This is a genomic window from Paraburkholderia hayleyella (assembly GCF_009455685.1).
GTDB classification, from domain to species: Bacteria; Pseudomonadota; Gammaproteobacteria; order Burkholderiales; family Burkholderiaceae; genus Paraburkholderia; species Paraburkholderia hayleyella.
The window spans coordinates 3035208-3060829 of record NZ_QPES01000001.1; the positions used below are offsets into that span (position 1 = coordinate 3035208).

A 25622-nucleotide genomic window follows, 5' to 3' on the forward strand; every position below is an offset into this window, starting at 1 on the left:
TACCCCTACCCCACCGCCTGCGGCCTGCGACGGCGCGATGGTAAAATCCGCGCCTTCATGCGGTCTTGTTCTGGTTTTCCGCGTCTCCTGTCCTCCTCTTGCTGCACTGCCACTATGTCCGATACCCATCCCGATACCCTGTTCGCGCTGACCGCGTTATCCCCGCTCGATGGCCGTTACGCCACCAAAACCGAGGCCTTGCGGGAATGGCTCTCAGAGGCTGCGTTTATGCGGCAACGGGTGACGGTCGAGATTCACTGGCTGATCGCGCTCTCGCGTGCGGGCTTTGCCGAAGTGCCACGCTTTTCGGACCAGGCCGAACAGTTCCTGCTGCAACTGGCTGAGCGCTTCACCGCGCACGACGCGGCGCGCATCAAGGAGATCGAACGCGTCACGAATCACGATGTGAAAGCCGTCGAATACTGGCTGAAAGAATCGGTGAAAGGCCAGGCTGAGTTAGAACGCGCCAGCGAGTTCATCCACTTCGCCTGCACCTCGGAAGACATCAACAACACCTCGCACGGCATGATGCTGGCCGGTGCCCGCGAGCACGTGATCCTGCCTGCGTTGCGCGCGGTGCGGCAGCGCCTCGTGGCCCTCGCCCACACGCATGCGCAGCAGCCGTTGCTGTCACGCACGCACGGCCAGCCCGCCAGCCCCACCACGCTCGGCAAGGAAATCGCCAATGTCGCCGCGCGCCTTGAACGCGCCATCGAGCGCATCGCCCGGGTCGAGCTGCTAGGCAAGATGAATGGCGCGGTCGGCAATTTCAACGCGCATTTGTCGGCCTATCCGGAGTTCGACTGGGAAGCATTTTCCCGCGAGGTCGTGGAAACCCGGCTGAAACTCACGTTCAATCCGTACACCATCCAGATCGAACCGCACGATTACATGGCCGAGCTGTTCGATGCGATCTCACGGGCGAATACGATCCTGCTCGATCTCGACCGCGACATCTGGGGCTACATTTCGCTGGGTTATTTCACGCAGAAAACTAAAGCCGGTGAAATTGGTTCATCGACCATGCCGCACAAGGTCAATCCGATTGATTTCGAGAACTCCGAAGGCAACCTCGGGCTGGCGAACGCCACGCTGCGCCATCTGGCCGACAAACTGCCGCTCTCGCGCTGGCAGCGCGACCTGACGGATTCGACGGTGTTGCGCAATATGGGTGTGGCGCTGGGCTATTCGCTGCTGGCTTATGACGCGCTGATGCGCGGGCTCGACAAGCTGGAAGTCAATGCGGCGCGGCTCAACGACGATCTGGAACGCTGCTGGGAAGTGCTCGCCGAGCCGGTACAAACCGTGATGCGGCGCTATGGCATCGAAAACCCGTATGAGCAGTTGAAGGAACTGACGCGCGGCAAAGGAATTACGCGCGAGGCACTGCATACGTTTATCGCAGGACTGGAAATTCCCGAAGAAGCCAAGGCCCGTCTGCTGGCGATGACGCCAGGCTCGTACACCGGCATGGCGGCTGAACTGGCCCAACGGATCGCCTAAGACAAAGACAAATACAAGGCAGGGCACGGCGGGTTGCGCCCGAACCGGGGCGCAACCCGCTACATCTCGTTATGCCGCGTATTCACCACGCGCTTGAAGCTGCGTCAGTGCCTCGCGCACGATCTCGTGCGGCGTACCTGCAATATTCACCGTAATCGCCTCCTCTGCCCCCGGCACTTCGAGCGTATCGAGCTGGCTTTGCAGCAGCGAGGGATCAAAGAAATGTCCGGTGCGCGTCTGCAAACGCTCGTGCAGCAACGCCTGCGTTCCCTGCAAATAAATAAAACAGACATCGTTATCGCCGCCGCGCAAGCGCTCGCGGTAAGCCCGCTTGAGCGCTGAGCAGGTGAACACCGCCGTCTCGCCCGCCCCTTGTTTTTCCTTGATCGCCGCGCGAATCGCGTCGAGCCACGGCCAGCGGTCTTCGTCCGTCAGCGGAATGCCGTGATGCATCTTCGCCTTGTTGGCCGCGCTATGAAACGCATCGCCATCGGTAAAGCTGCAATGCAACTGTTGCGCCAGCAATTCGCCAATCAGCGTCTTGCCCGCCCCCGAGACTCCCATCACGATCAGAATCATCAGCCGTCCCCTTCTCCTCACAGCACCGCTGCCAGCGCGAACGTCAACGCGAGGCCCAGCACCGAAATAATGGTTTCGCACAGCGACCACGTCTTGAACGTCTGCCCCACCGTCATGCCGAAATACTCCTTGATCAGCCAGAAGCCGCCATCGTTGACGTGCGAGAAAATCAGCGAGCCGCAGCCGGTCGCCAGCACCAGCAGTTCCGGTTTGACCTGAACCGCGCCCGCCGCAGCGATCGGCGCGACGATGCCGCATGCCGTGGTCATGGCCACCGTCGCCGAGCCTGTCGCCAGCCGGATCAACGCCGCCACGAACCAGCCCAGCATGAGCGGTGAAACATGCGCCGAAGTCGCCGTCTGAACGATCTGCTGCGAAATACCGCTATCCATCAACACACGGCCAAAACCGCCGCCCGCCCCGACAATCAACGTGATACCGGCAATCGGCGCCAGACAGTCAGCGCAAAACTTCTGAATCTGCTCGCGGTTAAACCCTCGCCGGGCGCCAAAAGTCCAGAAGCTCACCAGCACGGCGACCAGCAGCGCGACATCGGACGTGCCCATGAAATGCAGCAAATCATTGGCCAGGGTATGCGGCGCGAACAGCAGGTCAGCCCAACTGCCTAACAGCATCAGCAGCACAGGCAACAGGATCGTGAAAAGCGTCACGCCGAAACCCGGCAATGCGCGCGAAGGGTTGTCAGCGCTGGCTTCTGGGGCGATGAACTGCGCCGCCAGCGGATTGTTCTCTGGCAAACGGATGTGGCGGTACATCAGCAAGGCAAAGAGCGGCCCCGCGACAATCGCCGTCGGCACCCCCACGACCAGGCCATACGCAATGGTTTTGCCAATATCGGCGTGATAGGCCTGGACCGCCAGCAGCGCAGCGGGATGCGGCGGGATCAGGCCATGCACCACGGACAACCCAGCCACCATCGGCAAGCCGATGAGCAACAGTGATTTGCCGGTGCGCCGCGCGACGTTGAACGCAATCGGAATCAGCAGCACGAAGCCCACTTCGAAGAACACCGGCAAGCCCACGATGATCGCCACGCACATCATCGCCCAGTGAATATGCTTCTCGCCAAACCAGCCGATAAGTGACGTCGCAATACGTTCGGCCCCGCCCGATTCGGCCATCATCTTGCCGAGCATCGTCCCCAGCCCCACAACAATGGCGATATGGCCCAGCGTATTGCCATTGCCGGTTTCGAACGATTTGACGATGGTATTCATCGGCATACCGACCGCCAGACCCAACAGCAGCGACACGATGATCAGAACCAGAAACGGATACACCTTGTAGCGCGTAATCATCAAGATCAGCGCAGCAACTGCGATTACCGCGTAAATCAGCAGCATGTCGCCGTGAACCGTCTCCATGTGTTGTCTCCCTGCAGCGGTGTCGCTGCGCTATGTCGTTAGCTTGCGAATAGGGGAAATGCGCTCGTGTTCTTCTGTTCTTCTGTTCTTCTTTGACTGGCTGGCTTTTTGCACCGGAGCATTCAGGGGGATACGAGCGGTCTCCCGCAAACCGGTTAACCCATCCCGCCCCGGACAAACGCTGGATTCTACTGCCTCTTCATTACTATCTTGTTATTGGCGAGCGTGGAACCGTTTGTTTTTATTGAACTTTGAGGTGGAGAGTTGGAAGGCTCAGGGGGGATCATTTTGCTGCTTTGATTTTTCTGTTTCTGTCCCGGCAAGCGAGATTGGCCTAGCCTGGCCCCATGGTTTTTGCCACGATGGCGCAGGCCGGAAACCTTTTACCACTACATCGTGATCGCCTTTTTGGTACAGACATCCGCACGCAACGAGACAAACGGCAAGGTCGTCGGCAACCAGTTCAGCGTGATTCCCCCAGCGGCCAACGCCTCCTTGTCCGGCGAGTTGAAGTAATCCAGCAAACTGAACTTGCTGGTGTCGGGCGGGCCCTCGCTGACACTGCAAAGTCCTTCCTTGTAGAGCCCGGCTGGGCCAATCCACGTCAAGCTCCGGTCGAAAGCGCCGCTGTTCTGGAGGGCCAGCCAGCCACTCATCCCCTCTGGAAGATAGGGGTCCAGCGCCGCCTGATCGATGCTCCGCCCCTCTGCATCGACGAACACATACGATTTCGCCGCGTCGTAAGGTGCTTTCAGGTAGAACGTCCGCGCCGTGTTGACCCAGGACAGCGGCCAGATGCCATCTGCCACCTGGCTGTTGCACGAGGCCTCCATGCCCGGCTGCAGGGCCGCCATCTTCCATGACACCGCCCGGTAGCGGGCGAGGATCGCACCCGCCTTGTTCGGATGGCCTAGCCGGTCCAGGCCGGTTTGCGTCATCTTTTTGATCGAGGTGTAGGAATGGGATTCCGGATCGACGTAGACGCCCACGAAGCTGTGGCCCATCGGCTGGGTTACCTTGAACGGCAGGTCAATGTTTCCCGGCAGAGTCTTCGGGCTGACGAACAGCCGCAGCATGCTGATGACCATATCGGTGGTGGAGGTGATGTATTCGCCGCCACCCGCGACGTAGTTGGCCGGAGATGCCACGCCTACGACGCCGAGGCTGCGGTTTTTCAGATGCGTTTGCGCATAGAACTGCTTGTGGCCAGCGTTGGCGTAGAGGTTGCCCTGCGAGTGGCCGACGATCAGCACGGATTTGCCTTCGTTCATGACCAGTTTTTTGTACAGGGCGACGTGTTTGTTTACGCTTTTATCTATGTAGTTGTTTTCGGCTTCGAATTGCTGCTTCAAAACGCCGGTTTTTTCTTTTCTGATTCTTTCAATTTCGTCTTCAATCGACTGGGCAACTGCCGGCGAAATCGCGGAGTCTGTTTTTAATAAATAGCGCACAAACAAATCCCAGCTCAGCCCAGGATCTTCTGCCAGCTTTTGTTTTAATACACGGACCAGATCTTTTAAGAAGCCTTCTGTGGGGTTGTCGGACAACATATACTCAACTGGAGCACCATTATAATACGGACCAATCATCGCAATTAATGCCTCCCGCCCCTCAACCCTATTCGATATGTTATTCATAATTCCAGTAGCATATGAAATAACAATCTTCTTTTTACAATTATTCTCATTTGCGAATGCAGAATTTTTAAAAAACATCAACACTATAACAATAGCAATTATTTTCACATTCCTCATGACACACATGACGACTCCTTCCTCTTCATATGAACCAATCCCCCAGAATTATCCAACATATTTCCATAAGCAATCATTCGCTCCGGTGAATTAAGCATTCTCGCCTCAAGCTCTTTAACTAAAGCACGACGTCTTTTCACATCTGAAATTCTCTCTACAACACAATCGAGAGCATCTATTTCAGATATTGCTGCTTTTGTCGCCCCATCCTCCGTCCCGCCCAGCGCAATACTCGCCTCAAACGCCGCAGCAAACTGCAGCATGGCTTTCCGGGTTGGAATATCCGGATATTCTTTTTCAATGTAACTCGCCACATCAGGACGGGGCTTGAAATACTGGCCATCGACCAGCAAACCACGATGATCCATTACCGGTGGAAATGGCACATCGTCCTGAGTAATAAAATGATCCGGGTCTTTATTCGCCGCCGATGCGGCGACAGGAATAGCCTGGCTTCCTGCCGGCTTTATTTCAGCTTTTGACATTTGAGAAATATCCTCATCATTTTTGAGAAATTTCCACACAACAAATACCGAAACTACGGCAACAACAGCAAACGCCGCCCCCCACCTCATATATTTCATACGCCACCCATAAAATTATGTGGCAAGCAAAATGCCGCATTTACAGAAGGCTTTAATTTCTATTTTTCAGGCGAGCACGATCAATCAGGGATTCCACTTAAATCAGGCCGTAAAAATTATAGAGATAAGCAAAAAACATAAGTCACTCAAACAAATAACACTTCAATAACAACTTGCAACTGGACTAGCCAGCGCCATGACCATCGCTTTCGGCTGTGGCGCTGGCAGAAACCACTACATCGTGATCGCCTTTTTGGTACAGACATCCGCACGCAACGAGACAAACGGCAAAGTCGTCGGCAACCAGCTCAACGTGATTCCCCCAGCGGCCAACGCCTCCTTGTCCGGCGAGTTGAAGTAATCCAGCAGGCTGAACTTGCTGGTGTCGGGCGAGCCCTCGCTGACACTGCAAAGCCCTTCCTTGTAAAGCCCGGCTGGGCCAATCCACGTCAAGCTCCGGTCGAAAGCGCCACTGTTCTGGAGGGCCAGCCAGCCACTCATCCCCTCTGGAAGATAGGGGTCCAGCCCCGCCTGATCGATGCTCCGCCCCTCTGCATCGACGAACACATACGATTTCGCCGCGTCGTAAGGCGCTTTCAGGTAGAACGTCCGCGCCGTGTTGACCCAGGACAGCGGCCAGATGCCATCTGCCACCTGGCTGTTGCACGAGGCCTCCATGCCCGGCTGCAGGGCCGCCATCTTCCATGACACCGCCCGGTAGCGGGCGAGGATCGCACCCGCCTTGTTCGGATGGCCTAGCCGGTCCAGGCCGGTTTGCGTCATCTTTTTGATGGAGGTGTAGGAATGGGATTCCGGATCGACGTAGACGCCCACGAAGCTGTGGCCCATCGGCTCAGTCACCTTGAACGGCAGGTCGATGTTGCCCGGCAGCGTGTATGGGCTGACGAACAGCCGCAGCATGCTGATGACCATATCGGTGGTGGAGGTGATGTATTCGCCGCCACCCGCGACGTAGTTGGCCGGAGATGCCACGCCTACGACACCGAGGCTGCGGTTTTTCAGATGCGTTTGCGCATAGAACTGCTTGTGGCCAGCGTTGGCGTAGAGGTTGCCCTGCGAGTGGCCGACGATCAGCACGGATTTGCCTTCGTCCATGATCAGTTTTTTGTACATGGCGACGTGCTGGCTTACATTTTTATCTATGTAATTGTTTTCAGCTTCGAATTGCTTTTTCAGAGCAGCGGTTTTTTCTTTTCTGATCGCATCAATTATTGCATCGATTGATTTGGCAATGGCTGGCGGAACCGATGGATTTGTTTGCAATATATAACGCACCAGCAAATCCCAGCTCAGGCCGGGGATTTCCGTCGTCTTCTGCTTTAGCACTCGAGCCAAGTCACTTAAAAATCCTTCTGTGGGGTTTTCTGATAATGTATATTCCACCGGAGATTCGTTATAACTTTCCCCGATCATCGCCATCAAAGAATTCTGACCATTAAGCCGATCCGATCTATTATTCATAATTCCATTTGCATATGAAATTACCAATTTTTTCTTACAATCCCCACCAACAGCCGAAAACACTGGCCCACAAAAAAATTCAGCCCCAATAAAAATCAATATTGTTATAAATAATCGTAAATTTCTTATAAGGCACATGATGACTCCTTTTTGATTGTATAAAACAGCCCCGCAGAATTATCGAGAGAATTACCATAAGCCATAAGTTTTTCTGGCGAATCAAGCATTCTTGCCTCAAGCTCCTTAACCAAGGGATCACGCTTCTTTATTTCCTTAATTTTTCCATAAACACAGTTAAGTGCATCGTATTCTGCAATAGCAGCCTTTTTCGCCCCATCCTCTGTTCCACCTAATGCAATACTCGCCTCAAACGCCGCAGCAAATTGCAGCATGGCTTTCCGGGTTGGAATATCCGGATATTCTTTTTCAATGTAACTCGCCACATCAGGACGGGGCTTGAAATACTGGCCATCGACCAGCAAACCACGATGATCCATTACCGGTGGAAATGGCACATCGTCCTGAGTAATAAAATGATCCGGGTCTTTATTCGCCGCCGATGCGGCGACAGGAATAGCCAGGCTTCCTGCCAGCTTTATTTCAGCCCTTGATATTTGAGAAATATCCTCATCGTTTTTGAGAAATTTCCACACAACAAATACCGAAACCACGGCAACAACAGCAAACGCCGCCCCCCACTTCATATATTTCATACGCCACCCATAAAATTATGTGGCAAGCAAAATGCCGCATTTACAGAAGGCTTTAATTTCTATTTTTCAGGCGAGCACGATCAATCAGGGATTCCACTTAAATCAGGCCGTAAAAATTATAGAGATAATCAAAAAACATAAGTTACTCAAACAAATAACACTTTAATAACAACTTGCGACTGGACTAGCCAGCGCCATGACCATCGCTTTCGGCTGTGGCGCTGGCAGAAACCACTACATCGTGATCGCCTCTTTGGTACAGACATCCGCACGCAACGAGACAAACGGCAAGGTCGTCGGCAACCCGCTCAGCGTGATACCCCCAGCGGCCAACGCCTCCTTGTCCGGCGAGTTGAAGTAATCCAGCAAACTGAACTTGCTGGTGTCGGGCGGGCCCTCGCTGACACTGCAAAGTCCTTCCTTGTAAAGCTCGGCTGGGCCAATCCACGTCAAGCTCCGGTCGAAAGCGCCGCTGTTCTGGAGGGCCAGCCAGCCACTCATCCCCTCTGGAAGATAGGGGTCCAGCCCCGCCTGATCGATGCTCCGCCCCTCTGCATCGACGAACACATACGATTTCGCCGCGTCGTAAGGCGCTTTCAGGTAGAACGTCCGCGCCGTGTTGACCCAGGACAGCGGCCAGATGCCATCTGCCACCTGGCTGTTGCACGAGGCCTCCATGCCCGGCTGCAGGGCCGCCATCTTCCATGACACCGCCCGGTAGCGGGCGAGGATCGCACCCGCCTTGTTCGGATGGCCTAGCCGGTCCAGGCCGGTTTGCGTCATCTTTTTGATCGAGGTGTAGGAATGGGATTCCGGATCGACGTAGACGCCCACGAAGCTGTGGCCCATCGGCTCAGTCACCTTGAACGGCAAGTCGATGTTGCCCGGCAGCGTGTATGGGCTGACGAACAGCCGCAGCATGCTGATGACCATGTCGCTGGTGGAGGTGATGTATTCGCCGCCACCCGCGACGTAGTTGGCCGGGGATGCCACGCCTACGACACCGAGGCTGCGGTTTTTCAGATGCGTTTGCGCATAGAACTGCTTGTGGCCAGCGTTGGCGTAGAGGTTGCCCTGCGAGTGGCCGACGATCAGCACGGATTTGCCTTCGTCCATGATCAGTTTTTTGTACATGGCGACGTGCTGGCTTACGTTTTTATCTATGTAATTGTTTTCAGCTTCGAATTGCTTTTTCAGAGCAGCGGTTTTTTCTTTTCTGATTGCATCAATTATTGCATCGATTGATTTGGCAATGGCTGGCGGAACCGATGGATTTGTTTGCAATATATAACGCACCAGCAAATCCCAGCTCAGGCCGGGGATTTCCGTTGTCTTCTGCTTTAGCACTCGCGCCAAGTCACTTAAAAATCCTTCTGTGGGGTTTTCGGACAATACGTATTCTACGGGAGCTCCTTTATTAGACAAACCAATCATACTGCTTAAAGCACTTTTTCCGCGAACTCTATCAGATTGAGTATTCATAATTCCATTCGCATAAGCAATAACAAGCTTCTTTTCACAAGATATTTTTCCGCTCGCAAATACTGAATTACCAAATACAAAAATAGCACAAAAAAATACTGCAAACTTCCAAAAATAGACATATTTCATAGCACGCATGTCGACTCCTTTCTATCCCTGTAAACCAACCCTCCAGAATTATCTAGAGCACGACCATAAGCCATAAATTTTTCTGGTGAATTAAGCATCCTCGCCTCCAACTCCTTTATTAATCTTCCATTTTCCTTAAGATCGGGTATTTTTTTTAAAACACATTCAAGTGCATCCAGCTCCGATATAGCAGCCTTTTTCGCCCCATCCTCTGTTCCACCTAATGCAATACTCGCCTCAAACGCCGCAGCAAATTGCAGCATGGCTTTCCGGGTTGGAATATCCGGATATTCTTTTTCAATGTAACTCGCCACATCAGGACGGGGCTTGAAATACTGGCCATCGACCAGCAAACCACGATGATCCATTACCGGTGGAAATGGCACATCGTCCTGAGTAATAAAATGATCCGGGTCTTTATTCGCCGCCGATGCGGCGACAGGAATAGCCAGGCTTCCTGCCGGCTTTATTTCGGCTTTTGACATTTGAGAAATATCCTCATCATTTTTGAGAAATTTCCACACAACAAATACCGAAACCACGGCAACAACAGCAAACGCCGCCCCCCACTTCATATATTTCATACGCCACCCATAGAATTATGTGGCAAGCAAAATGCCGCATTTACAGAAGGCTTTAATTTCTATTTTTCAGGTGAGCACGATCAATCAGGGATTTCACTTAAATCAGGCCATGAAAATTATAGAGATAATCAAAAAGCATAAGCCACTCAAACAAACAACACTTCAATAACAACTTCCTCTTAAATCACCCCCCGCACGGCCAATAAAAAACCTCGTTGCCCGAGCCACCGCGATTCACGCGACAACCCGTACAACGAGGCAATCAAATCCAGAAAAATCAGAAAACTAAAAAATATCCGTCAGCGTTAATGTCCAGGCGCAGCCAATTCAGTAGCCGCTCGCGCCAAGCGCGTAATTTCGTCCCAATTCTCCGCGGCAACCATCGCTTTCGGCGTAAGCCATGATCCCCCCACGCAAACCACATTCGGCAGTGAGAGAAAATGCGGTGCAAGCTCGGCGGTAATGCCCCCCGTCGGACAGAATTTCAGTGCGGGAAACGGTCCATGAAACGCCTGCAACATCGGCACACCTCCAGCGGGCTGAGCGGGAAAGAACTTGACGATTTCATAACCCAACTCCAGCGCTGTGATGATGTCAGTGGGCGTCATCACACCGGGCAGCAAGGGCAAGCCTGCGTCAAGGGCCGCCTGATGCATCTCCTTCGTCAAACCCGGCGATACGCCAAACTGCGCGCCGGCCTTCTTCGCCAACGCGCATTGCCGTGGCTGGATGAGGGTACCCACGCCCACCACGATGTCGGGCGCCAACTGGCTGGCGCGCTCGATCGCTTTCAGGCCTGCCTCGGTGCGCAACGTGATTTCCAGCACCTTGACCCCGCCCGCGTAGAGCGCGCGCGAAACGTTTTCGCCCTGCTCCGCAGAATCAAACGCGAGTACCGGAATCACCGGGCCGAGGCGCACGATATCGCTTACCTGTTTCGTCGTCATAATCAGGCTCCTTGTTGCTGTGTCAGGGTTACGTGAAGATCAGGCATGGTCTGTGTCATGAGCCGCACGAGCGTAGCCCATCGGCCCGAAGACCGAAGCCCCCAGCTCCGCAGGCGCGGCCGCGGCACGAAACACGCCAAAGAGTTCGCGGCCAAAACCGGCCTCGTTATCCGCCTGATGCTCGGGTTGTGCCACGGGGCGGGCCGCCCACACCGCCGCGTCGATCTCCACATCGAGCACACCGGCTTCAGCGTCGATCACGATCATGTCGCCGCTTTGCACCTTGCCCAGCGGTCCTTGCAAGAGCACTTCGGGCGAAACGTGGATCACCGCCGGGACTTTGCCGGAGGCGCCGGACATCCGGCCATCGGTCACCAGCGCCACATGATGGCCCTGGTCTTGCAGCACACCCAGTAGCGGCGTCAGGCGATGCAGCTCAGGCATCCCGTTGGCGCGCGCGCCCTGAAAGCGCACCACGGCCACGAAATCACCTTGTAACTGATCATTATCGAAAGCGGCCTGCACCGCCTCCTGCGAATCAAAGACGATCGCGGGGGCTTTCACCACGCGATGCTGCGGCGCGACCGATGACACCTTGATGACCCCCCGGCCCAGCTTGCCCTGCATCAGGCGCAGGCCGCCATCGGCCTGAAATGGCTCATGTACGCTGCGCAATACGCTCCGGTCCTGACTGACCTCGACGCCAGGTACCCAGGTCAGCACGCCATCGAGCAGTTTGGGTTCCTGAGTGTAATGCGCGAGCCCCTTGCCTGCGACGGTGTTCACATCCTCGTGCAAGAAACCGCCTTCAAGCAGGTTGCGCAGCAAAAACGCCATGCCACCTGCGGCGTGATAGTGGTTCACGTCGGCTTTGCCATTGGGATAAATCTTCGCCAGCAACGGCACGGCTTGCGACAGCGCATCGAAATCATCCCAGTCGATCACGATCCCCGCTGCCCGCGCAATCGCTACCAGATGCAGCGTGTGATTGGTTGAGCCGCCTGTGGCCAGCAACGCCACGATGCCGTTGACGATCGCTTTCTCATCGATCACGTGACCAATGGGCATGTACTGGCCGCGCTCCACCGTCAAATCAAGCACGCGGCGGGCAGCGGCTGCGGTCAAGGCATCACGCAACGGCGTATGCGGATGCACAAAAGCTGCGCCGGGCAGATGCAGGCCCATGACTTCCATCAGCATCTGGTTGCTGTTGGCCGTGCCGTAGAAGGTACAGGTGCCCTGCCCGTGATAGGCAGCGGCTTCGGCTTCAAGCAAGGCATCGCGGCCCACCTGGCCAGTCGCAAACTGCTGGCGAATCTTCGCTTTTTCATCATTCGACAGGCCACTCGACATCGGGCCAGCGGGCACGAAGATCGTCGGCAGGTGGCCAAACTGCAACGCGCCGATTAACAGCCCCGGCACGATCTTGTCGCAAATGCCCAGGCACAGCGCCGCATCGAACATGTTGTGGGTCAGCGCCACGGCAGTACTCATCGCAATCACATCGCGCGAAAACAGCGAGAGCTCCATGCCTGCGTTACCTTGCGTCACCCCATCGCACATCGCGGGAACGCCACCGGCAAACTGCGCCACGCCACCATTTTCGCGGGCGGCTTGCTTGATCAGGTCAGGATAATTTTTATAGGGTGCGTGGGCCGAGAGCATCTCGTTGTAGGACGACACGATGCCGATGTTCGGTTCGCGGATCGCTTTGATCACCAGCTTGTCGCGGCCCTCAAGACCCGCGAAACCATGCGCCAGGTTCGCGCAGGACAGCGCACCACGAGCCGGAAACTTGCCCTGCGCCTGCGCGATGCGAGCCAGATAAGCCTGGCGGGTCGGCCGGCTGCGTTCGGTCACACGTTGCGTGACCTTGATGAGTTGAGGATGCGGGGAAACCATCGAAGCTCCTTCATCGCTGGCAGCAAACGCAGGAATGCGTTGTGCCAGATGGGTATCGTGGGGGTATCGCAGAGACTATGGAACGTATGGCGGGATGATGTTAGTAGAAAAACTACCTATTCGCAATGCCGAATCATCCAGCACACAAAAACAACAACCCCCAAATAATCCTTATTCCAAAAGGACTTTGCAAAACACGATGCCAACCCGGAATACCTTTTCGCCAAAAAATGTAGTTTTTGTACTTATTTTTGCGACTCGCACGGGATGAATCCGCTATAGTCGATGGATTCCCCGGCATTGAGCGAGTTCCCTGATGCTGCTGTCCCAGATCAAAACGATGTACAGCCAGTTGCGCCCTTCCGAGCGCAAGCTGGCCGATTACCTCACCGACGTCCCGCGTGAAGTGCTCGATCTGTCGATGACCGAACTCGCCACGCGCGCAGGCGTGAGCCAGCCGACTATCGCCCGCTTTTGCCATGCGCTGGGGTTTTCCGGCTTTCGTGAGTTCAAGATTCGCCTGGCCCAGGCGATCGTCGCGGAGGTCCCCACCGTCTTTCGTGACGTCCGCGCCGATGAACCCGCTCCCGGCGTTGCGGCCAAGGTGCTCGACCGCACCATTGGCGCGCTGATCCAGGTCCGCAACAATCTGTCTTCGGCCAGTGTCGAAGCCGCCCTCACCCTGCTCGCGCAAGCTCGCCGGATCGAGTTCTATGGCGCAGGCGGCTCAGGCATCGTCGCGCTTGACGTGCAACACAAGTTTTTTCGCCTCGGCATGCCCAGCGTGGCCTATGCCGATCCACACACATTCCTGATGTCCGCTGCGTTACTGGCAAAGGGTGATGTCGTGGTCGCCATTTCGAATACCGGACGCACACGCGACATCATCGAGGCCGCGCAGGCTGCGCTGGCGGCAGGCGCGAAAGTCATCGCCATCACGCACGGCCATTCGCCACTCGCGCGGCTGGCGACGGTCGGGCTCTTTGCAAACGTGGATGAAGATGCGGATATCTTTTCGCCCATGACCTCGCGTGTTTCGCATCTGGCGATCGGCGATATCCTGGCGGTAGGTGTGGCGCTGCGCCTCAGGCCAGAGCAGCTCGATAAACTGGCGCAGACCAGGGACGTGTTACGGCGGCGGCGGATCGACGATCCCCCCGCGCCGCACGACGCGGCCACCGCTTAAAACGGCTTGAGCACAACCAGCGCCACGGCCGCCAGCATGGCGAACACCGGCAGCTCATTGAAATAGCGGTAAAACACGGCTGGAAAGCGGTTTTCATGACGCTCGAACCGCACCAGCAACCTGCCGCAAATCACGTGATAGAGCACCAGCAAGATCACCACGCCGAGCTTCGCGTGAATCCAGCCTTGCCCGCGTCCGATGCCCACGCCCAACCATAGCCAGAAGCCGCATAACAATGCGGGCACGGCCAGAAGCGTCATGAACTTGTACAGCTTGCGTGCCATCACCAGCAAACGCGCGATGGCGGCGGGATGCGTCTCCAGCGCCAGATTGACGAAGATGCGCGGCAAGTAGAACAGGCCGGCGAACCAGCCGGTGATCAAAACGATATGAATAGTTTTTACCCAGAGCATCGGCGTGATCCTTGAGATTCCTGATTGAAGCATCGCCACTGATGAGCGATGCAAATGAGCCATAAGCAGCAAGTAGCAAGCAGCACCGCTTCAACGCGATTCGGCGCAACGGGCAGCGAGCCGCAACATTACTGGCGCGCCTCGCCGTGCCCCAGCACGACGTATTTCAGCGAGGTCAAGCCTTCCAGCCCAACCGGGCCGCGTGCATGAAGCTTGTCGTTAGAGATGCCGATTTCCGCACCCAAACCGTATTCGAAACCATCGGCAAAACGCGTGGAGGCATTGACCATCACGCTGGCCGAATCCACTTCGCGCAAAAAGCGCATGGCCCGGTCGTGATCTTCGGTGACGATGGCGTCGGTGTGGGCGGAGCCGTAGGTGTTGATATGTTCGATCGCTGCATCCAGGCCATCGACGACCTTGATGGCAAGTACCGGTGCGAGATATTCGGTGTGCCAGTCGGCCTCGGTGGCCTCCGTCAGCGGAGCGATACCCGCGGCCTGCAGCACCTCGCGCGAGGCTGCATCCACACGCAACTCGACCGCTTTCTCACGATAGATGCGCCCCAGCAGCGGCAACACTTCGCGTGCAATGGGCTGCGCCACCAGCAAGGTTTCCATCGTGTTGCAGGTGCCGTAACGGTGGGTTTTGGCGTTATCGCACACACTCAGGGCCTTGGTGAGATCGGCGCGGTCATCGACATACACATGACACACGCCATCGAGATGTTTGATCATCGGCACCCGCGCTTCCTCGATCAGCCGGGCGATCAGGCTCTTGCCGCCGCGCGGCACGATCACGTCGATGTATTCCGTCATCGTGATGAGCCGGCCGACCGCGGCACGATCGGCGGTGCCCACCACCTGAACCGCATCTTGTGGCAAACCGGCGGCCGCGAGCCCTTCGGCGATCAGCCGGGCCAGCGCGGTATTGCATTCGAGCGCCTCCGAACCGCCACGCAAAATGGCCGCATTGCCCGACTTCAGGCAGAGCGCGGCGGCATCGACCGTGACATTGGGACGTGATTCGTAAATGATCCCAATCACGCCAAGCGGCACGCGCATCTGACCGACCTGAATACCGCTAGGCCGATATTTCAGATTGCTGATTTCTCCGCTGGGGTCAGGCAGCGCCGCGACCTGGCGCAAGCCTTCGACCATCGTTTGCAACGCTTTGTCTGACAGCGTGAGGCGGTCGATAAAGGCGGCGTCGAGGCCTTTGTCGCGGGCCTGGGCAACATCGCGGGCATTCGCAGCCTTGAGCGGCGCGGCATCGCGTTCGATGGCATGCGCCACGGCTTCGAGCGCGGCATTTTTTGTGGCCGTTGAGGCACGCGCCATCGCACGCGAAGCGCGACGGGCGCGGCGGCCCAGATCAGTCATGTACTCGTCGATATTCATGGCGATTCTCGTGCCGTCACGGAATAGATGTCTGCAACGGCCAGGTGGGGAGGGTCTGTCGTGCGCGCCGGAGCCTGTGATTGGCTCCGGGTGAACTAGCGATTGTATGTCGGGTTGGAGCGCGCCGTGGCGCCGTGGCGCCGTGACGCCGCAATGGCGAGCGGCAAGGCAAAGAGCCAGGACGCGCTAGCTGGCCCGTCCTGGCGTAGAAAGCGAATGAATCATGCGTGCACGGGATGACGCGGGTTGAGAGGCGAAGCACCCTTCCCAGGCGCGGCCACGGTCATCGCCAGTTCGAACAGCCCGCTCCAGGGGTCAGGCGGCAACGCGTGGCGCAGCAGACCCAAGCCCGGCATGGCGCCCGATAGCCCCTTCACTTGCCGGTCCAGCCGTGCTGCGAATGCCAGCCCCTGTTCTAGCGAGGCTTCCGTGACACGCGCCAATGCGGGCCCCACCAGCCGCTCGCGCGGCCCCCATACCCGGTTTTCACGCAGCAACACGGCCAGCGGCTTGCCCGCCGTCACCCCACGCTTGACCCGCAACAGCATCCGCAGTTCTTCCACCACCGCCCACAGCACCAGCACCGCCGCCTCGCCTTCGCCCTTCAGGCCATCCAGCATGCGTGCAAGACGGCCGACATCGCCCGCCAGCATCGCCTCATTGAGCTTGAACACGTCGTAGCGCGCCACGTTGAGCACCGCATCGTGAATCTGGGCAAACGTCAGCACGCCAGCGGGATAGAGCAGACCCAGTTTCTGGATTTCCTGGTGCGCGGCCAGCAAATTGCCTTCGACGCGCTCCGCAATAAATTGCAGCGAGCGCCGTCCGTCGTCACCAGGCGCCATGCGCTGGTTCTGCTGCGCCATGCGCTGGCCAATCCAGTTCGGCAGTTGAGCCCGCTCGACCGGATCAATCTTCAGCGCGACACCCGCTGCGGCCAGGGCGGAAAACCAGAGCGACTTTTGCGTTGCCGCATCCAGCCGGGGCAGCGTCACAAGCATCAGCACATCGGGATTCGCTGCGGCGGCAAGGGTCTTCAACGCTTCTGCGCCGTCCTTGCCGGGCTTGCCCGACGGTATCCGCAGATCGACCAGTTGCCGCTCGCCAAAGAGCGACATCGACTGGCTCGCACCCAGCAGCGAACTCCAGTCGAAACCTCGTTCAACCGTAAAGACCGTGCGCTCGGTAAACCCCGCCGTGCGTGCCGCCATGCGAATGCGATCGCAGGCTTCCTGCGCCAGCAAATGTTCGTCGCCGTAAACGACGTAGAGCCCCGCGAGCCCTTTCGCCAGATGCGCGTCGAGCGCGTCAGCGCGTAATTGCATGATGCCTTGCCTTCATGGGCCGAGCCTTCCTCGTCGCATTCATCGCGCTTAAGCCCCCTTCACAGCGGTGGCGGCGGCAACGGCGCGCGAGGTGCAGCCGAAGGCACTTCCTCACCCGCTGCGGGATGCAACGAACGCACTACCGCCAGACGCCGGATCAACTGGTCAACCGCATCGTTTTGCATGTCAGAAAAGAGAATTTCGGTTTCCGCGCTTTTCGCCTGCGTGTATTGATCGTTGTAGGTAATCGCACGGTTCAGCGCGATTGAGCTCGGCTGAATCAGCACCCTGCCATCCGGGCCAAACAGCGTGTAGTTGAGCGTGTAGTTCAGTTGATACTCCTCAACCACGCCGAGCGAATTCAGCGTCAGCACGCTATTGCCACGCGATTCGGCCACGCGCAGCACGGCGTCGGCATTCGCCGGCACCGTGACGACGACGGTGTCGCTGCCGCCCTCCACGATCCGCGTCAAACGCGCTACCACGGAGGGTGCCGCACCGGTAATCGCCAGCCGCTTGAACACGTAGTCCTGCTGGCCGCGCAAGGTAAAACCACACGCCGTCAGCAACAGCGCACTACCGGCAAGCGTCAAAAACGATCTGCGAGTCACTTTGTCTCCTGGTCCGTCGTGGATGCCACGGTTAAACCACCACATTCACGAGACGGCCCGGCACGATGATGATCTTCTTCGCTGTCCGGCCTTCACTGAACTTCACGTACATCTCGTGCGCCAGCGCCGCCTGTTCGATGGCTTCGCGCGAAGCGTCTTTCGCCATCGTCAGCGCGCCGCGCACGCGGCCATTGACTTGCAGTACCAGCTCGATCTCAGCCTGCTCCAGCGCGGCGGCGTCAACCTTCGGCCAGGGCGCGTCGAGCAGTGGGCCCAGGGCCTCGGCGTAACCCAGCGCCTGCCACAACTCACAGGTCATATGGGGCACCACCGGATACAGCACGCGCAGCAAAATGCCGTAGGTCTCGCGCAGCACGGCGGGCTGCGCGTCTTTCGCGCTTTCGAGTGCATTGAGCATCTTCATCGTCGCCGACACGACCGTGTTGTACTGCAGGCGCTGATAATCGAAATCCGCCTGCCTGAGCACCGCGTGAATGTCGCGGCGCAAGGTCTTGTCGCTAGCGCTCGCCGTTGCCGCGGCAAAACCGCCCACGGCGCGCAATGCCGCTTGATGCGTGTAACCAAACGCCCAGACGCGGCGCAAGAAGCGGCTCGCGCCTTCCACGCCGGCGCCCGACCATTCGAGTTGCTGCTCAGGCGGCGCGGCGAACATCGTAAAGAGACGCGCGGTATCCGCGCCGTACTGGTCGATCAGCAACTGCGGATCGACGCCGTTGTTCTTCGATTTCGACATTTTCTCGATGCCGCCCAAAACGACCGGCTGGCCGTCGGCATTGAGCGTCGCGCCGACCGGACGGCCCTTGTCATCATGCGTGAGCGTGACATCGAGTGGGTTGTACCAGGTTTTCTTGCCCGCGTCGTTTTCGCGGTAGCAGGTTTCGTTCAGCACCATGCCTTGCGTCAACAGGTTTTTCGCGGGTTCGCCGAAGCTGACCAGCCCCATGTCGCGCATCACCTTGGTCCAGAAACGCGAGTACAGCAGGTGCAGAATCGCGTGTTCAATACCGCCGATGTACTGATCCATCGGCATCCAGTAATCGGTGCGGGCATCGACCATGGACGAGGCATCCGGTGCGGCATAGCGCGAGAAGTACCACGATGAATCGACGAACGTATCCATCGTGTCGGTTTCGCGCCTGGCCGCCGCGCCGCACGCTGGGCAGGTGCAATTGATGAAGGCCGCGGATTTCGCCAGCGGATTGCCGGTGCCATCCGGCACGAGATCTTCCGGCAGCACCACGGGCAGATCTTTTTCTGGCACGGGAACATCGCCACAACTCGGGCAATGAATGATGGGAATCGGTGTGCCCCAGTAGCGCTGGCGCGAAATACCCCAATCGCGCAACCGCCAGGTGACCTGACGCTCGCCCACGCCCAGCGCCTTCAGATCAGCGCTGATCGCCTCGACGGCGGCGTCGAACGTCATGCCATCGTACTTGCCGCTATTGATGCACACACCGTTTTTGTCGCCGTACCACTCCTGCCAGGCATCAGCGGAAAACGTCGCCCCTTCGCGTGCCACGACCTGCTTCACCGGCAAGCCGTACTTTCTGACGAAAGCGAAATCGCGTTCATCGTGCGCGGGCACGCCCATCACCGCACCCTCGCCATAACTCATCAACACATAGTTGCCGATCCAGACTTCAACCGGCTCCTGGGTCAGCGGATGCGTGACAGAGAAGCCGGTCGCCATGCCCTTTTTTTCCATCGTGGCGACATCGGCCTCAGCCACGCCGCCACGCTTGCATTCTTCGATAAACGCCGCGAGCGCGGGCTGCTCCCGCGCGAGGCGCGTGGCCAGCGGATGCTCGGCGGCAATCGCGCAAAACGTGACGCCCATGATCGTATCGACACGCGTGGTGAACACACGCAACAGCTTTTTTTCGCCGTCGATCTCATACGGAAAACCGAAGTTCACGCCGAAGCTCTTGCCGATCCAGTTCTGCTGCATGATCTTGACGCGCTCAGGCCAGCCCAGACCCTCGAGGTCATTGAGCAGCTCATCGGCGTACTGCGTGATACGCAGGTAATACATCGGGATTTCGCGCTTTTCGATCAGCGCGCCGGAACGCCAGCCGCGTCCGTCGATCACCTGTTCGTTGGCGAGCACAGTCTGGTCGACGGGGTCCCAGTTCACCGTGCCGGTTTTTTTGTAAGCGATGCCTTTTTCGAGCATCTTCAGAAAGAACCACTGGTTCCACTTGTAATACGACGGATTGCAAGTGGCGATTTCACGTGACCAGTCAATGGCCAGCCCCATCGACTGCATCTGGGCCTTCATGTACGCGATGTTGTCGTAAGTCCACCTGGCTGGCGGCACGCCATTGGCCATCGCGGCGTTTTCGGCGGGCATGCCGAAAGCGTCCCAGCCCATCGGCATCAGCGTGTTGTAGCCGTTCATGCGCAGATAGCGGTACATCACATCGTTGATCGTGTAGTTGCGCACGTGCCCCATGTGCAGCTTGCCCGACGGATACGGCAGCATCGACACGCAGAAGAACTTGGGCTTGCTGGAGGTTTCTGTGGTCTTGTAGGCGTCACTGGCACGCCATTGCCCTTGCACTGCGGCTTCGACGTCGGAGGGAACGTATTTTTCTTGCATGATGTGATGAATCGCTGGGTTCGGTGCGCTCGCACCGGACGGGGTGCGCTGCTAGACAGGAAGCCATCCCCTAAAGGACCGCTGCGGAGGGAAAACGCGGATTATACCGGTCGGCCGCGCCCGCTGGCATACCCTCACGTGCGTGAACAGCGGCTGGGAAAAGCGGCAAGCGCCGTGCCGGTGGCGGCAAAGCGCCCTGAAAAATCCTGGATCAACGGCGTGTGACAAAAGCCATGCGCCGCCCAATGCAGTGGGCTAATGCGCGTTGCCGGCCGCGGACGGATCGGTCACAAAACCGATCCGCGCAAGCCCCGCTTGCTGCGCCGCGCCCATCACCTGGGCAATCACTTCATAGCGGGTCGAGCGTTCAGCGCGTAGCTGAATCTCAGGGGGAGGGTCGCTGCGAGCCGCCGCGGCAAAATCGGTACGCATCTGCTCCGCCGTGATAGCCGTGCCATCCCAGTAAATCCGGTTAGCGGCATCAAGCGACAGGGTAATCATGCGAGGCGTTTGCGGTGCGGGCGCCGCGGCCACCCGGGGCAACTCCAGCCGGATCGCGTGCGTGAAAAGCGGTGCGGTGATGATAAAAATCACCAGCAGCACCAGCATCACGTCGATCAGCGGCGTCATGTTGATCTCTGCCATCGGCGCCTGGGCCGGTTTTTTCTCGAATCCGCCAAAGGCCATGTTGTCCTCCGCTATGCAGCGCTTCAGGGTTGCGGTACTTCAGTCCGGCTGGGCGCAGACGTACACATGCAGATCATGGGCAAAGGCATCCAGCTCCTCGCCCAGTTGCCGGGCAAGCCGCCCGAGCACGTTGTATGCAAGCACGGCTGGAATCGCCACGACCAGGCCAAAGGCGGTCATGATCAGCGCCTCACCCACCGGCCCCGCAACGTTTTCGATCATCGCCTGGCCGCTCGCAGCAATGCTGCCGAGCGCGTGATAAATGCCCCAGACAGTGCCCAGCAAGCCGACGAAGGGCGCGGTACTCCCCACCGACGCGAGCAGCACCTGGCCAAACTCCAGCCGCCGTTGCGAGGCGCTGAGCGCCTGACGCAACGCACGCAGCACTCTTTCGTTACGCTCGACCCGCGCCAGCAACACGCCATCAGGCACGGCTTCAGTGGTATCGAGCGCGGCTTGCGCCAGCGGCAGAAAGACCCGTTCGCGGTCAGCCTGGCGTAACGCGGCGATGCCCTCGGAGAGGTTCGCAGCCTGCCAGAACAACGCGACAGCCTGTGCTGACTGACGCTTCGCATGGCCTAGCATCCAGCCCTTGACCAGGAGAAAACACCAGCTCGCCACCGACATGGCAAGCAGGACATAAGCCACGCCGTGTGTGACGGCATCGCCGGTTTGCAGATAATGGATGACACCTGTGCTTGCCATCGAAGCCCTCCGTATTGAACCAACGACAAACGGAAAAAGCGGAAAAAACGAAAAAAACGAAAACCCCGGAACGAGTCTTTAACGTAAGCCCAGCACGTCTTGCATATCGAACATGCCGCTCGCACGATGCGCCAAAAACCGGGCTGCGCGCAGTGCGCCTTGCGCATACGACAGACGGCTCGACGATTTGTGCGTGATCTCGATGCGCTCGCCTGTGCCGGCAAAAAGCACCGTGTGATCGCCAACGATATCGCCCCCGCGAATCGTGGAAAAACCGATGGTCGAAGGATCGCGCTCGCCCGTCACGCCTTCGCGGCCATACACCGCGCATTCGGCAAGATTGCGTCCGAGCGCCTCGGCCACGACCTCGCCCATCTTCAGCGCGGTGCCCGAGGGCGCATCGACCTTGTGCCGGTGATGGGCCTCGATGATTTCGATGTCATAGCCCTGGGCAAACTGGCGCGCGGCGAAATCGAGTAGTTTCAGGGTGACATTGACGCCCACACTCATGTTCGGCGCGAAGACAATGCCGGTTTGTTCAGCAGCCGCGTGTAACTGGGCTTTTTGTGCGTCATCGAAACCGGTTGTACCGATGACGAGTTTCACGCCATGGCGCACCGCGGCCTGTACATACAGCAACGTGGCCTCGGGGCGCGTGAAGTCGATCAGGCAATCCGACTGCGCGCAAACCCGCTCGATATCGTCGCTCAGCAGCACCCCGGTGTGCCGGCCGAGCAAGGCCCCGGCATCTTGCCCAAGCTGGGGCGAACCACTCCGTTCAAGCGCACCCGAGAGTGTCACGCTGCTATCGTTGAGAACGGTTTCGATGAGCATCCGGCCCATTCGGCCAGAGGCGCCTGTAATGGCGATTTTCATGAGGATCACGCAAAAAAGAGACGAGGTTATAGCGCTGCCGCTATCAGCCACTAGAAAAAACGACGGGCCATACGGCCCGTCATTGCACTAAAAATAACCCGGTATCGGTATGGATCAGTCGCCAGTCGGCCCCACAGGTTCAGCGGGCGCGCCCTGAAGACCGCCAGTTGGCCCCACGGGATCAGATGGCACACCCTTGACGTTAGGCGGCGGCGGACGATGGAATTGCAACTGCGGTGCACCTGGCGCTGTCGCCCCTTGAGGTACGCCACCGCTCAACGTTGGCGTACTGGAGCGCACCGCCGGCCGGGAATCGCGTGTTGGGGCTGGCGCCGCGCTCGTGAGACGGTTGGCAGCCTGAGCCGCCTGGGCGTTGGCATCGGTATCGGGCACGTTGGCGGCATCCGCGGCTTCGTCCGCAGGAGAGCGGGCAACATCAGGCACCGTGGGTTCGGGCATGGCCGGAGGATTGGCCACCGTTTTGACCGCTGCCGCTTTCTTGCCGCGCCGGTCACCATCGATTTCAGCAAGCAATTCGAGATTGGATGGCAGATCTTCGCCCCCGCTCCAGCCAGTCACGAGATCGCCGGAGAAATTCACGACGAAGTCACGTTGCTGCACGATCGAGGTCGAGCCACGCTTGAAATAGAAGACGTAGTCCCAGCGATCCGCATGGAACATATCGGTCAGGAGCGGCGTGCCCAGCACCTGGCGCACTTGCGCACGCGTCATGCCGACCTGCATTTGCGCGACGGCCTCTCTTGAGACGAAGTTACCTTGAACCACGGTAATTCGATAAGGCGTAATGCTTTGGGCGATGCGCTGCGTGATGCTGTCATAGCTTCCGCAGCCGGCCAAGGCAACAACCACCGCAATCAGGGCACTACGCCCCCAGCAAACCGATCGAAATTTTGGAATCATGTCACTCACCGTGCGGGCCTGCGAACAAGCCGCGCGAGTTTTGTCGAAGTTCTGCCCAAAAGCCTGGCCAATGGACAATGATGGCCAGGACCCGCCAAAAGCCATTACTATTAGAGCCCTGAATTGTACTCTAGGGATCTCTTGTCATGACCAATCCAACCGATCTCAAGAATATCGGCCTCAAAGCGACCCTACCCCGCCTCAAGATTCTGGAAATCTTTCAACACTCTCCGGTACGCCATCTGACTGCCGAAGACGTCTATCGCAACTTGCTGCATGAAGAGCTCGATATCGGTCTCGCCACGGTTTACCGCGTGCTGACACAGTTCGAACAAGCGGGTTTGCTGTCACGCAGCAACTTCGAATCCGGGAAGGCGGTTTTCGAACTCAACGAAGGGTCGCACCATGATCACCTGGTGTGCCTCGATTGCGGCCGTGTCGAAGAATTTTTCGACATCGAAATCGAAACCCGCCAACAGGCCATCGCCAAGGAGCGCGGCTTCAAACTCCAGGAGCATGCGCTTGCGCTCTACGGCGCCTGCACGAAAGAAAACTGCCCGCACCGCAAGTAAACACATGAACACATAAAAAACCGAAGCAAACACAGCGCGCATCAAACAAAAAATTCCCGCCTGGCATGACCTGCCCCAAGCGGGAATTTTCTTTGGCTTCTTGCGGCACCCGGCGCTACATCGGGTTCGGGGATGCCGCCTCAAACAGTATCAAACAGCGTCAAGCCGCATGAGCCAGCGCGACAGCCGTATCCAGCATGCGGTTCGAGAAACCCCATTCGTTGTCGTACCAGCTCGACACCTTCACGAGACGGCCCGACACTTTGGTCAGCGTAGCATCGAACGTCGACGAAGCCGGGTTATGGTTGAAATCGATCGAAACCAGCGGCGCGGTGTTGTAACCCAGAATGCCCTTCAAGGCCCCTTCTGACGCGTCCTTCATGATCGCGTTGACTTCGTCCACGGTCGTATCGCGTTTGGCGATGAACGACAGGTCGACAATCGAAACATTGATCGTCGGCACGCGAATCGCGTAGCCATCCAGCTTGCCATTCAGCTCAGGCAGCACCAGGCCGACGGCGGAAGCGGCACCCGTTTTGGTCGGAATCTGGCTATGCGTGGCCGAACGGGCCCGGCGTAAATCTTCGTGATAGACATCGGTCAACACCTGATCGTTGGTGTACGCGTGAATGGTGGTCATCAGACCGTTTTCCAGACCGATTTTGTCGTTGAGCGGCTTGACCAGCGGCGCGAGACAGTTGGTCGTGCATGAGGCGTTCGAGATCACCGTGTGTGTGCTTTTAAGCGTGTGATGGTTCACGCCATAGACGATCGTCGCATCGACATCCTTGCCGCCTGGCGCCGAAATGATGACCTTTTTCGCTCCCGCCTTGATATGCGCGCCCGCTTTTTCTTTCGTGGTGAAAAAGCCTGTGCACTCCATCACGACATCAACGCGCAACTCGGCCCAAGGCAGCTCAGCCGGATTACGCATTGCCAGCACGCGGATCTTGTCGCCATCCACCACAAGGTAATCGCCATCCACCGACACTTCGCCGGGAAACTTGCCGTGCGCAGTGTCGTATTGCGTCAGATGAGCGTTGGTTTTCGCATCGCCCAGATCATTGATCGCAACGATCTCGATATCGTGCTTTTTACCGTTTTCGTACAGGGCACGCAGTATGTTGCGGCCAATCCGGCCGTAGCCGTTGATTGCGACACGAATCGTCATGGTTTATCTCCTGATGGCTAAAAAAATGCTTTCGCTTTTGCCTTGACTGGATGCAGACAGGCAGCCGCTGCGCCCCGGCAGGGCACAG

The 25622-nt window shown here is 57.8% G+C and carries 23 protein-coding genes; 3 read left to right on the top strand and 20 right to left on the bottom strand.

Features of this window, described 5'->3' with window-relative positions; all coding sequences use genetic code 11:
- Positions 1-114 precede the first annotated feature (114 nt).
- Positions 115-1503, top strand: a complete 1389-nt coding sequence (gene purB / locus GH657_RS13310; RefSeq protein ID WP_153101353.1) for an adenylosuccinate lyase — start codon at positions 115-117, stop codon at positions 1501-1503.
- A 69-nt stretch (positions 1504-1572) separates the two neighbouring features.
- Here purB and GH657_RS13315 read toward each other — a convergent pair whose 3' ends face one another.
- From GH657_RS13315 to edd, 10 genes are all read right to left on the bottom strand, one after another.
- Positions 1573-2082: a gluconokinase gene (locus GH657_RS13315; protein WP_153101354.1), complete on the bottom strand. Its 510-nt coding sequence runs from the start codon at positions 2080-2082 to the stop codon at positions 1573-1575.
- Positions 2083-2099: 17 nt separating this feature from the next.
- A complete protein-coding gene (locus GH657_RS13320) occupies positions 2100-3467 on the bottom strand; it encodes a GntT/GntP/DsdX family permease (RefSeq protein ID WP_153101355.1) in 1368 nt (455 codons plus the stop codon).
- A 389-nt stretch (positions 3468-3856) separates the two neighbouring features.
- Positions 3857-5056: a hypothetical protein gene (locus tag GH657_RS13325; protein WP_153101356.1), complete on the bottom strand. Its 1200-nt coding sequence runs from the start codon at positions 5054-5056 to the stop codon at positions 3857-3859.
- A 161-nt stretch (positions 5057-5217) separates the two neighbouring features.
- Entirely contained in the window at positions 5218-5805 is a 588-nt protein-coding gene (locus GH657_RS13330) for a hypothetical protein (protein WP_153101357.1), read from the bottom strand.
- A gap of 234 nt (positions 5806-6039) precedes the next feature.
- Positions 6040-7248, bottom strand: a complete 1209-nt coding sequence (locus tag GH657_RS13335; protein WP_153101358.1) for a hypothetical protein — start codon at positions 7246-7248, stop codon at positions 6040-6042.
- 164 nt (positions 7249-7412) lie between these two features.
- Positions 7413-8000, bottom strand: a complete 588-nt coding sequence (locus tag GH657_RS13340) for a hypothetical protein (RefSeq protein WP_153101359.1) — start codon at positions 7998-8000, stop codon at positions 7413-7415.
- A 234-nt stretch (positions 8001-8234) separates the two neighbouring features.
- Positions 8235-9620 (bottom strand): hypothetical protein, encoded by a 1386-nt coding sequence (locus tag GH657_RS13345; RefSeq protein ID WP_153101360.1) that lies wholly within the window; start codon positions 9618-9620, stop codon positions 8235-8237.
- Positions 9608-10195: a hypothetical protein gene (locus GH657_RS13350; RefSeq protein ID WP_153101361.1), complete on the bottom strand. Its 588-nt coding sequence runs from the start codon at positions 10193-10195 to the stop codon at positions 9608-9610. Before GH657_RS13350 ends, GH657_RS13345 begins: the two co-directional genes overlap by 13 nt.
- A 305-nt stretch (positions 10196-10500) precedes the next feature.
- The gene (gene eda, locus GH657_RS13355; RefSeq protein WP_153101362.1) at positions 10501-11142 is read right to left on the bottom strand and encodes a bifunctional 4-hydroxy-2-oxoglutarate aldolase/2-dehydro-3-deoxy-phosphogluconate aldolase; all 642 of its coding nucleotides are present in this window, start codon (positions 11140-11142) and stop codon (positions 10501-10503) included.
- A gap of 39 nt (positions 11143-11181) precedes the next feature.
- Positions 11182-13044: a phosphogluconate dehydratase gene (gene edd / locus GH657_RS13360; protein WP_153101363.1), complete on the bottom strand. Its 1863-nt coding sequence runs from the start codon at positions 13042-13044 to the stop codon at positions 11182-11184.
- A gap of 316 nt (positions 13045-13360) precedes the next feature.
- On the opposite strand from edd, the gene GH657_RS13365 reads away from it, so the two are divergent.
- On the top strand, positions 13361-14230 hold the full coding sequence (locus tag GH657_RS13365) for a MurR/RpiR family transcriptional regulator (protein ID WP_153101364.1): 870 nt from the start codon (positions 13361-13363) through the stop codon (positions 14228-14230).
- On the opposite strand, the gene GH657_RS13370 is transcribed toward GH657_RS13365, so the two are convergent.
- The 9 genes from GH657_RS13370 to GH657_RS13410 all read right to left on the bottom strand — a co-directional run bounded on the left by GH657_RS13370 (position 14227) and on the right by GH657_RS13410 (position 23791).
- Entirely contained in the window at positions 14227-14643 is a 417-nt protein-coding gene (locus GH657_RS13370) for a CopD family protein (protein ID WP_153101365.1), read from the bottom strand. The two genes, GH657_RS13365 and GH657_RS13370, sit on opposite strands and share 4 nt — an antisense overlap.
- 128 nt (positions 14644-14771) lie before the next feature.
- A complete protein-coding gene (locus GH657_RS13375) occupies positions 14772-16043 on the bottom strand; it encodes a glutamate-5-semialdehyde dehydrogenase (protein WP_153101366.1) in 1272 nt (423 codons plus the stop codon).
- Positions 16044-16264: 221 nt separating this feature from the next.
- Entirely contained in the window at positions 16265-17368 is a 1104-nt protein-coding gene (holA, locus tag GH657_RS13380) for a DNA polymerase III subunit delta (protein WP_153101367.1), read from the bottom strand.
- Between the two features lie 59 nt (positions 17369-17427).
- Entirely contained in the window at positions 17428-17979 is a 552-nt protein-coding gene (locus GH657_RS13385; RefSeq protein WP_153101368.1) for an LPS-assembly lipoprotein LptE, read from the bottom strand.
- A gap of 31 nt (positions 17980-18010) precedes the next feature.
- The gene (gene leuS, locus GH657_RS13390; RefSeq protein WP_153101369.1) at positions 18011-20602 is read right to left on the bottom strand and encodes a leucine--tRNA ligase; all 2592 of its coding nucleotides are present in this window, start codon (positions 20600-20602) and stop codon (positions 18011-18013) included.
- A 255-nt stretch (positions 20603-20857) separates the two neighbouring features.
- The gene (locus GH657_RS13395) at positions 20858-21289 is read right to left on the bottom strand and encodes an ExbD/TolR family protein (RefSeq protein WP_153101370.1); all 432 of its coding nucleotides are present in this window, start codon (positions 21287-21289) and stop codon (positions 20858-20860) included.
- A gap of 39 nt (positions 21290-21328) precedes the next feature.
- Positions 21329-21994: a MotA/TolQ/ExbB proton channel family protein gene (locus GH657_RS13400; protein ID WP_153101371.1), complete on the bottom strand. Its 666-nt coding sequence runs from the start codon at positions 21992-21994 to the stop codon at positions 21329-21331.
- A gap of 78 nt (positions 21995-22072) precedes the next feature.
- Entirely contained in the window at positions 22073-22870 is a 798-nt protein-coding gene (gene dapB / locus GH657_RS13405) for a 4-hydroxy-tetrahydrodipicolinate reductase (protein WP_174769950.1), read from the bottom strand.
- 114 nt (positions 22871-22984) lie between these two features.
- Positions 22985-23791 carry an outer membrane protein assembly factor BamE gene (locus GH657_RS13410; RefSeq protein WP_153101373.1) on the bottom strand — a complete coding sequence of 269 codons (807 nt, stop codon included), beginning with the start codon at positions 23789-23791 and terminating at the stop codon, positions 22985-22987.
- A 146-nt stretch (positions 23792-23937) separates the two neighbouring features.
- Between GH657_RS13410 and fur the strand changes: the two genes are divergently transcribed.
- Complete coding sequence (fur, locus tag GH657_RS13415; RefSeq protein ID WP_153101374.1) at positions 23938-24363, top strand: ferric iron uptake transcriptional regulator; 426 nt, start codon at positions 23938-23940, stop codon at positions 24361-24363.
- A 160-nt stretch (positions 24364-24523) separates the two neighbouring features.
- Here the strand turns inward: fur and gap are convergent, their stop codons facing one another.
- Positions 24524-25534 (bottom strand): type I glyceraldehyde-3-phosphate dehydrogenase, encoded by a 1011-nt coding sequence (gene gap, locus GH657_RS13420; protein ID WP_153101375.1) that lies wholly within the window; start codon positions 25532-25534, stop codon positions 24524-24526.
- Positions 25535-25622: the final 88 nt, after the last annotated feature.

Coding starts and splice junctions, on each gene's coding strand:
- GH657_RS13340 (WP_153101359.1), bottom strand. CDS start 8,000: ATGAAATATATGAAGTGGGGGGCGGCGTTTGCTGTTGTTGCCGTGGTT.
- fur (WP_153101374.1), top strand. CDS start 23,938: ATGACCAATCCAACCGATCTCAAGAATATCGGCCTCAAAGCGACCCTA.
- eda (WP_153101362.1), bottom strand. CDS start 11,142: ATGACGACGAAACAGGTAAGCGATATCGTGCGCCTCGGCCCGGTGATT.
- GH657_RS13350 (WP_153101361.1), bottom strand. CDS start 10,195: ATGAAATATATGAAGTGGGGGGCGGCGTTTGCTGTTGTTGCCGTGGTT.
- edd (WP_153101363.1), bottom strand. CDS start 13,044: ATGGTTTCCCCGCATCCTCAACTCATCAAGGTCACGCAACGTGTGACC.
- holA (WP_153101367.1), bottom strand. CDS start 17,368: ATGCAATTACGCGCTGACGCGCTCGACGCGCATCTGGCGAAAGGGCTC.
- GH657_RS13365 (WP_153101364.1), top strand. CDS start 13,361: ATGCTGCTGTCCCAGATCAAAACGATGTACAGCCAGTTGCGCCCTTCC.
- GH657_RS13400 (WP_153101371.1), bottom strand. CDS start 21,994: ATGGCAAGCACAGGTGTCATCCATTATCTGCAAACCGGCGATGCCGTC.
- dapB (WP_174769950.1), bottom strand. CDS start 22,870: ATGAAAATCGCCATTACAGGCGCCTCTGGCCGAATGGGCCGGATGCTC.
- leuS (WP_153101369.1), bottom strand. CDS start 20,602: ATGCAAGAAAAATACGTTCCCTCCGACGTCGAAGCCGCAGTGCAAGGG.
- GH657_RS13395 (WP_153101370.1), bottom strand. CDS start 21,289: ATGGCCTTTGGCGGATTCGAGAAAAAACCGGCCCAGGCGCCGATGGCA.
- GH657_RS13370 (WP_153101365.1), bottom strand. CDS start 14,643: ATGCTCTGGGTAAAAACTATTCATATCGTTTTGATCACCGGCTGGTTC.
- GH657_RS13375 (WP_153101366.1), bottom strand. CDS start 16,043: ATGAATATCGACGAGTACATGACTGATCTGGGCCGCCGCGCCCGTCGC.
- purB (WP_153101353.1), top strand. CDS start 115: ATGTCCGATACCCATCCCGATACCCTGTTCGCGCTGACCGCGTTATCC.
- GH657_RS13315 (WP_153101354.1), bottom strand. CDS start 2,082: ATGATTCTGATCGTGATGGGAGTCTCGGGGGCGGGCAAGACGCTGATT.
- GH657_RS13320 (WP_153101355.1), bottom strand. CDS start 3,467: ATGGAGACGGTTCACGGCGACATGCTGCTGATTTACGCGGTAATCGCA.
- GH657_RS13325 (WP_153101356.1), bottom strand. CDS start 5,056: ATGATTGGTCCGTATTATAATGGTGCTCCAGTTGAGTATATGTTGTCC.
- GH657_RS13330 (WP_153101357.1), bottom strand. CDS start 5,805: ATGAAATATATGAGGTGGGGGGCGGCGTTTGCTGTTGTTGCCGTAGTT.
- gap (WP_153101375.1), bottom strand. CDS start 25,534: ATGACGATTCGTGTCGCAATCAACGGCTACGGCCGGATTGGCCGCAAC.
- GH657_RS13410 (WP_153101373.1), bottom strand. CDS start 23,791: ATGATTCCAAAATTTCGATCGGTTTGCTGGGGGCGTAGTGCCCTGATT.
- GH657_RS13345 (WP_153101360.1), bottom strand. CDS start 9,620: ATGCGTGCTATGAAATATGTCTATTTTTGGAAGTTTGCAGTATTTTTT.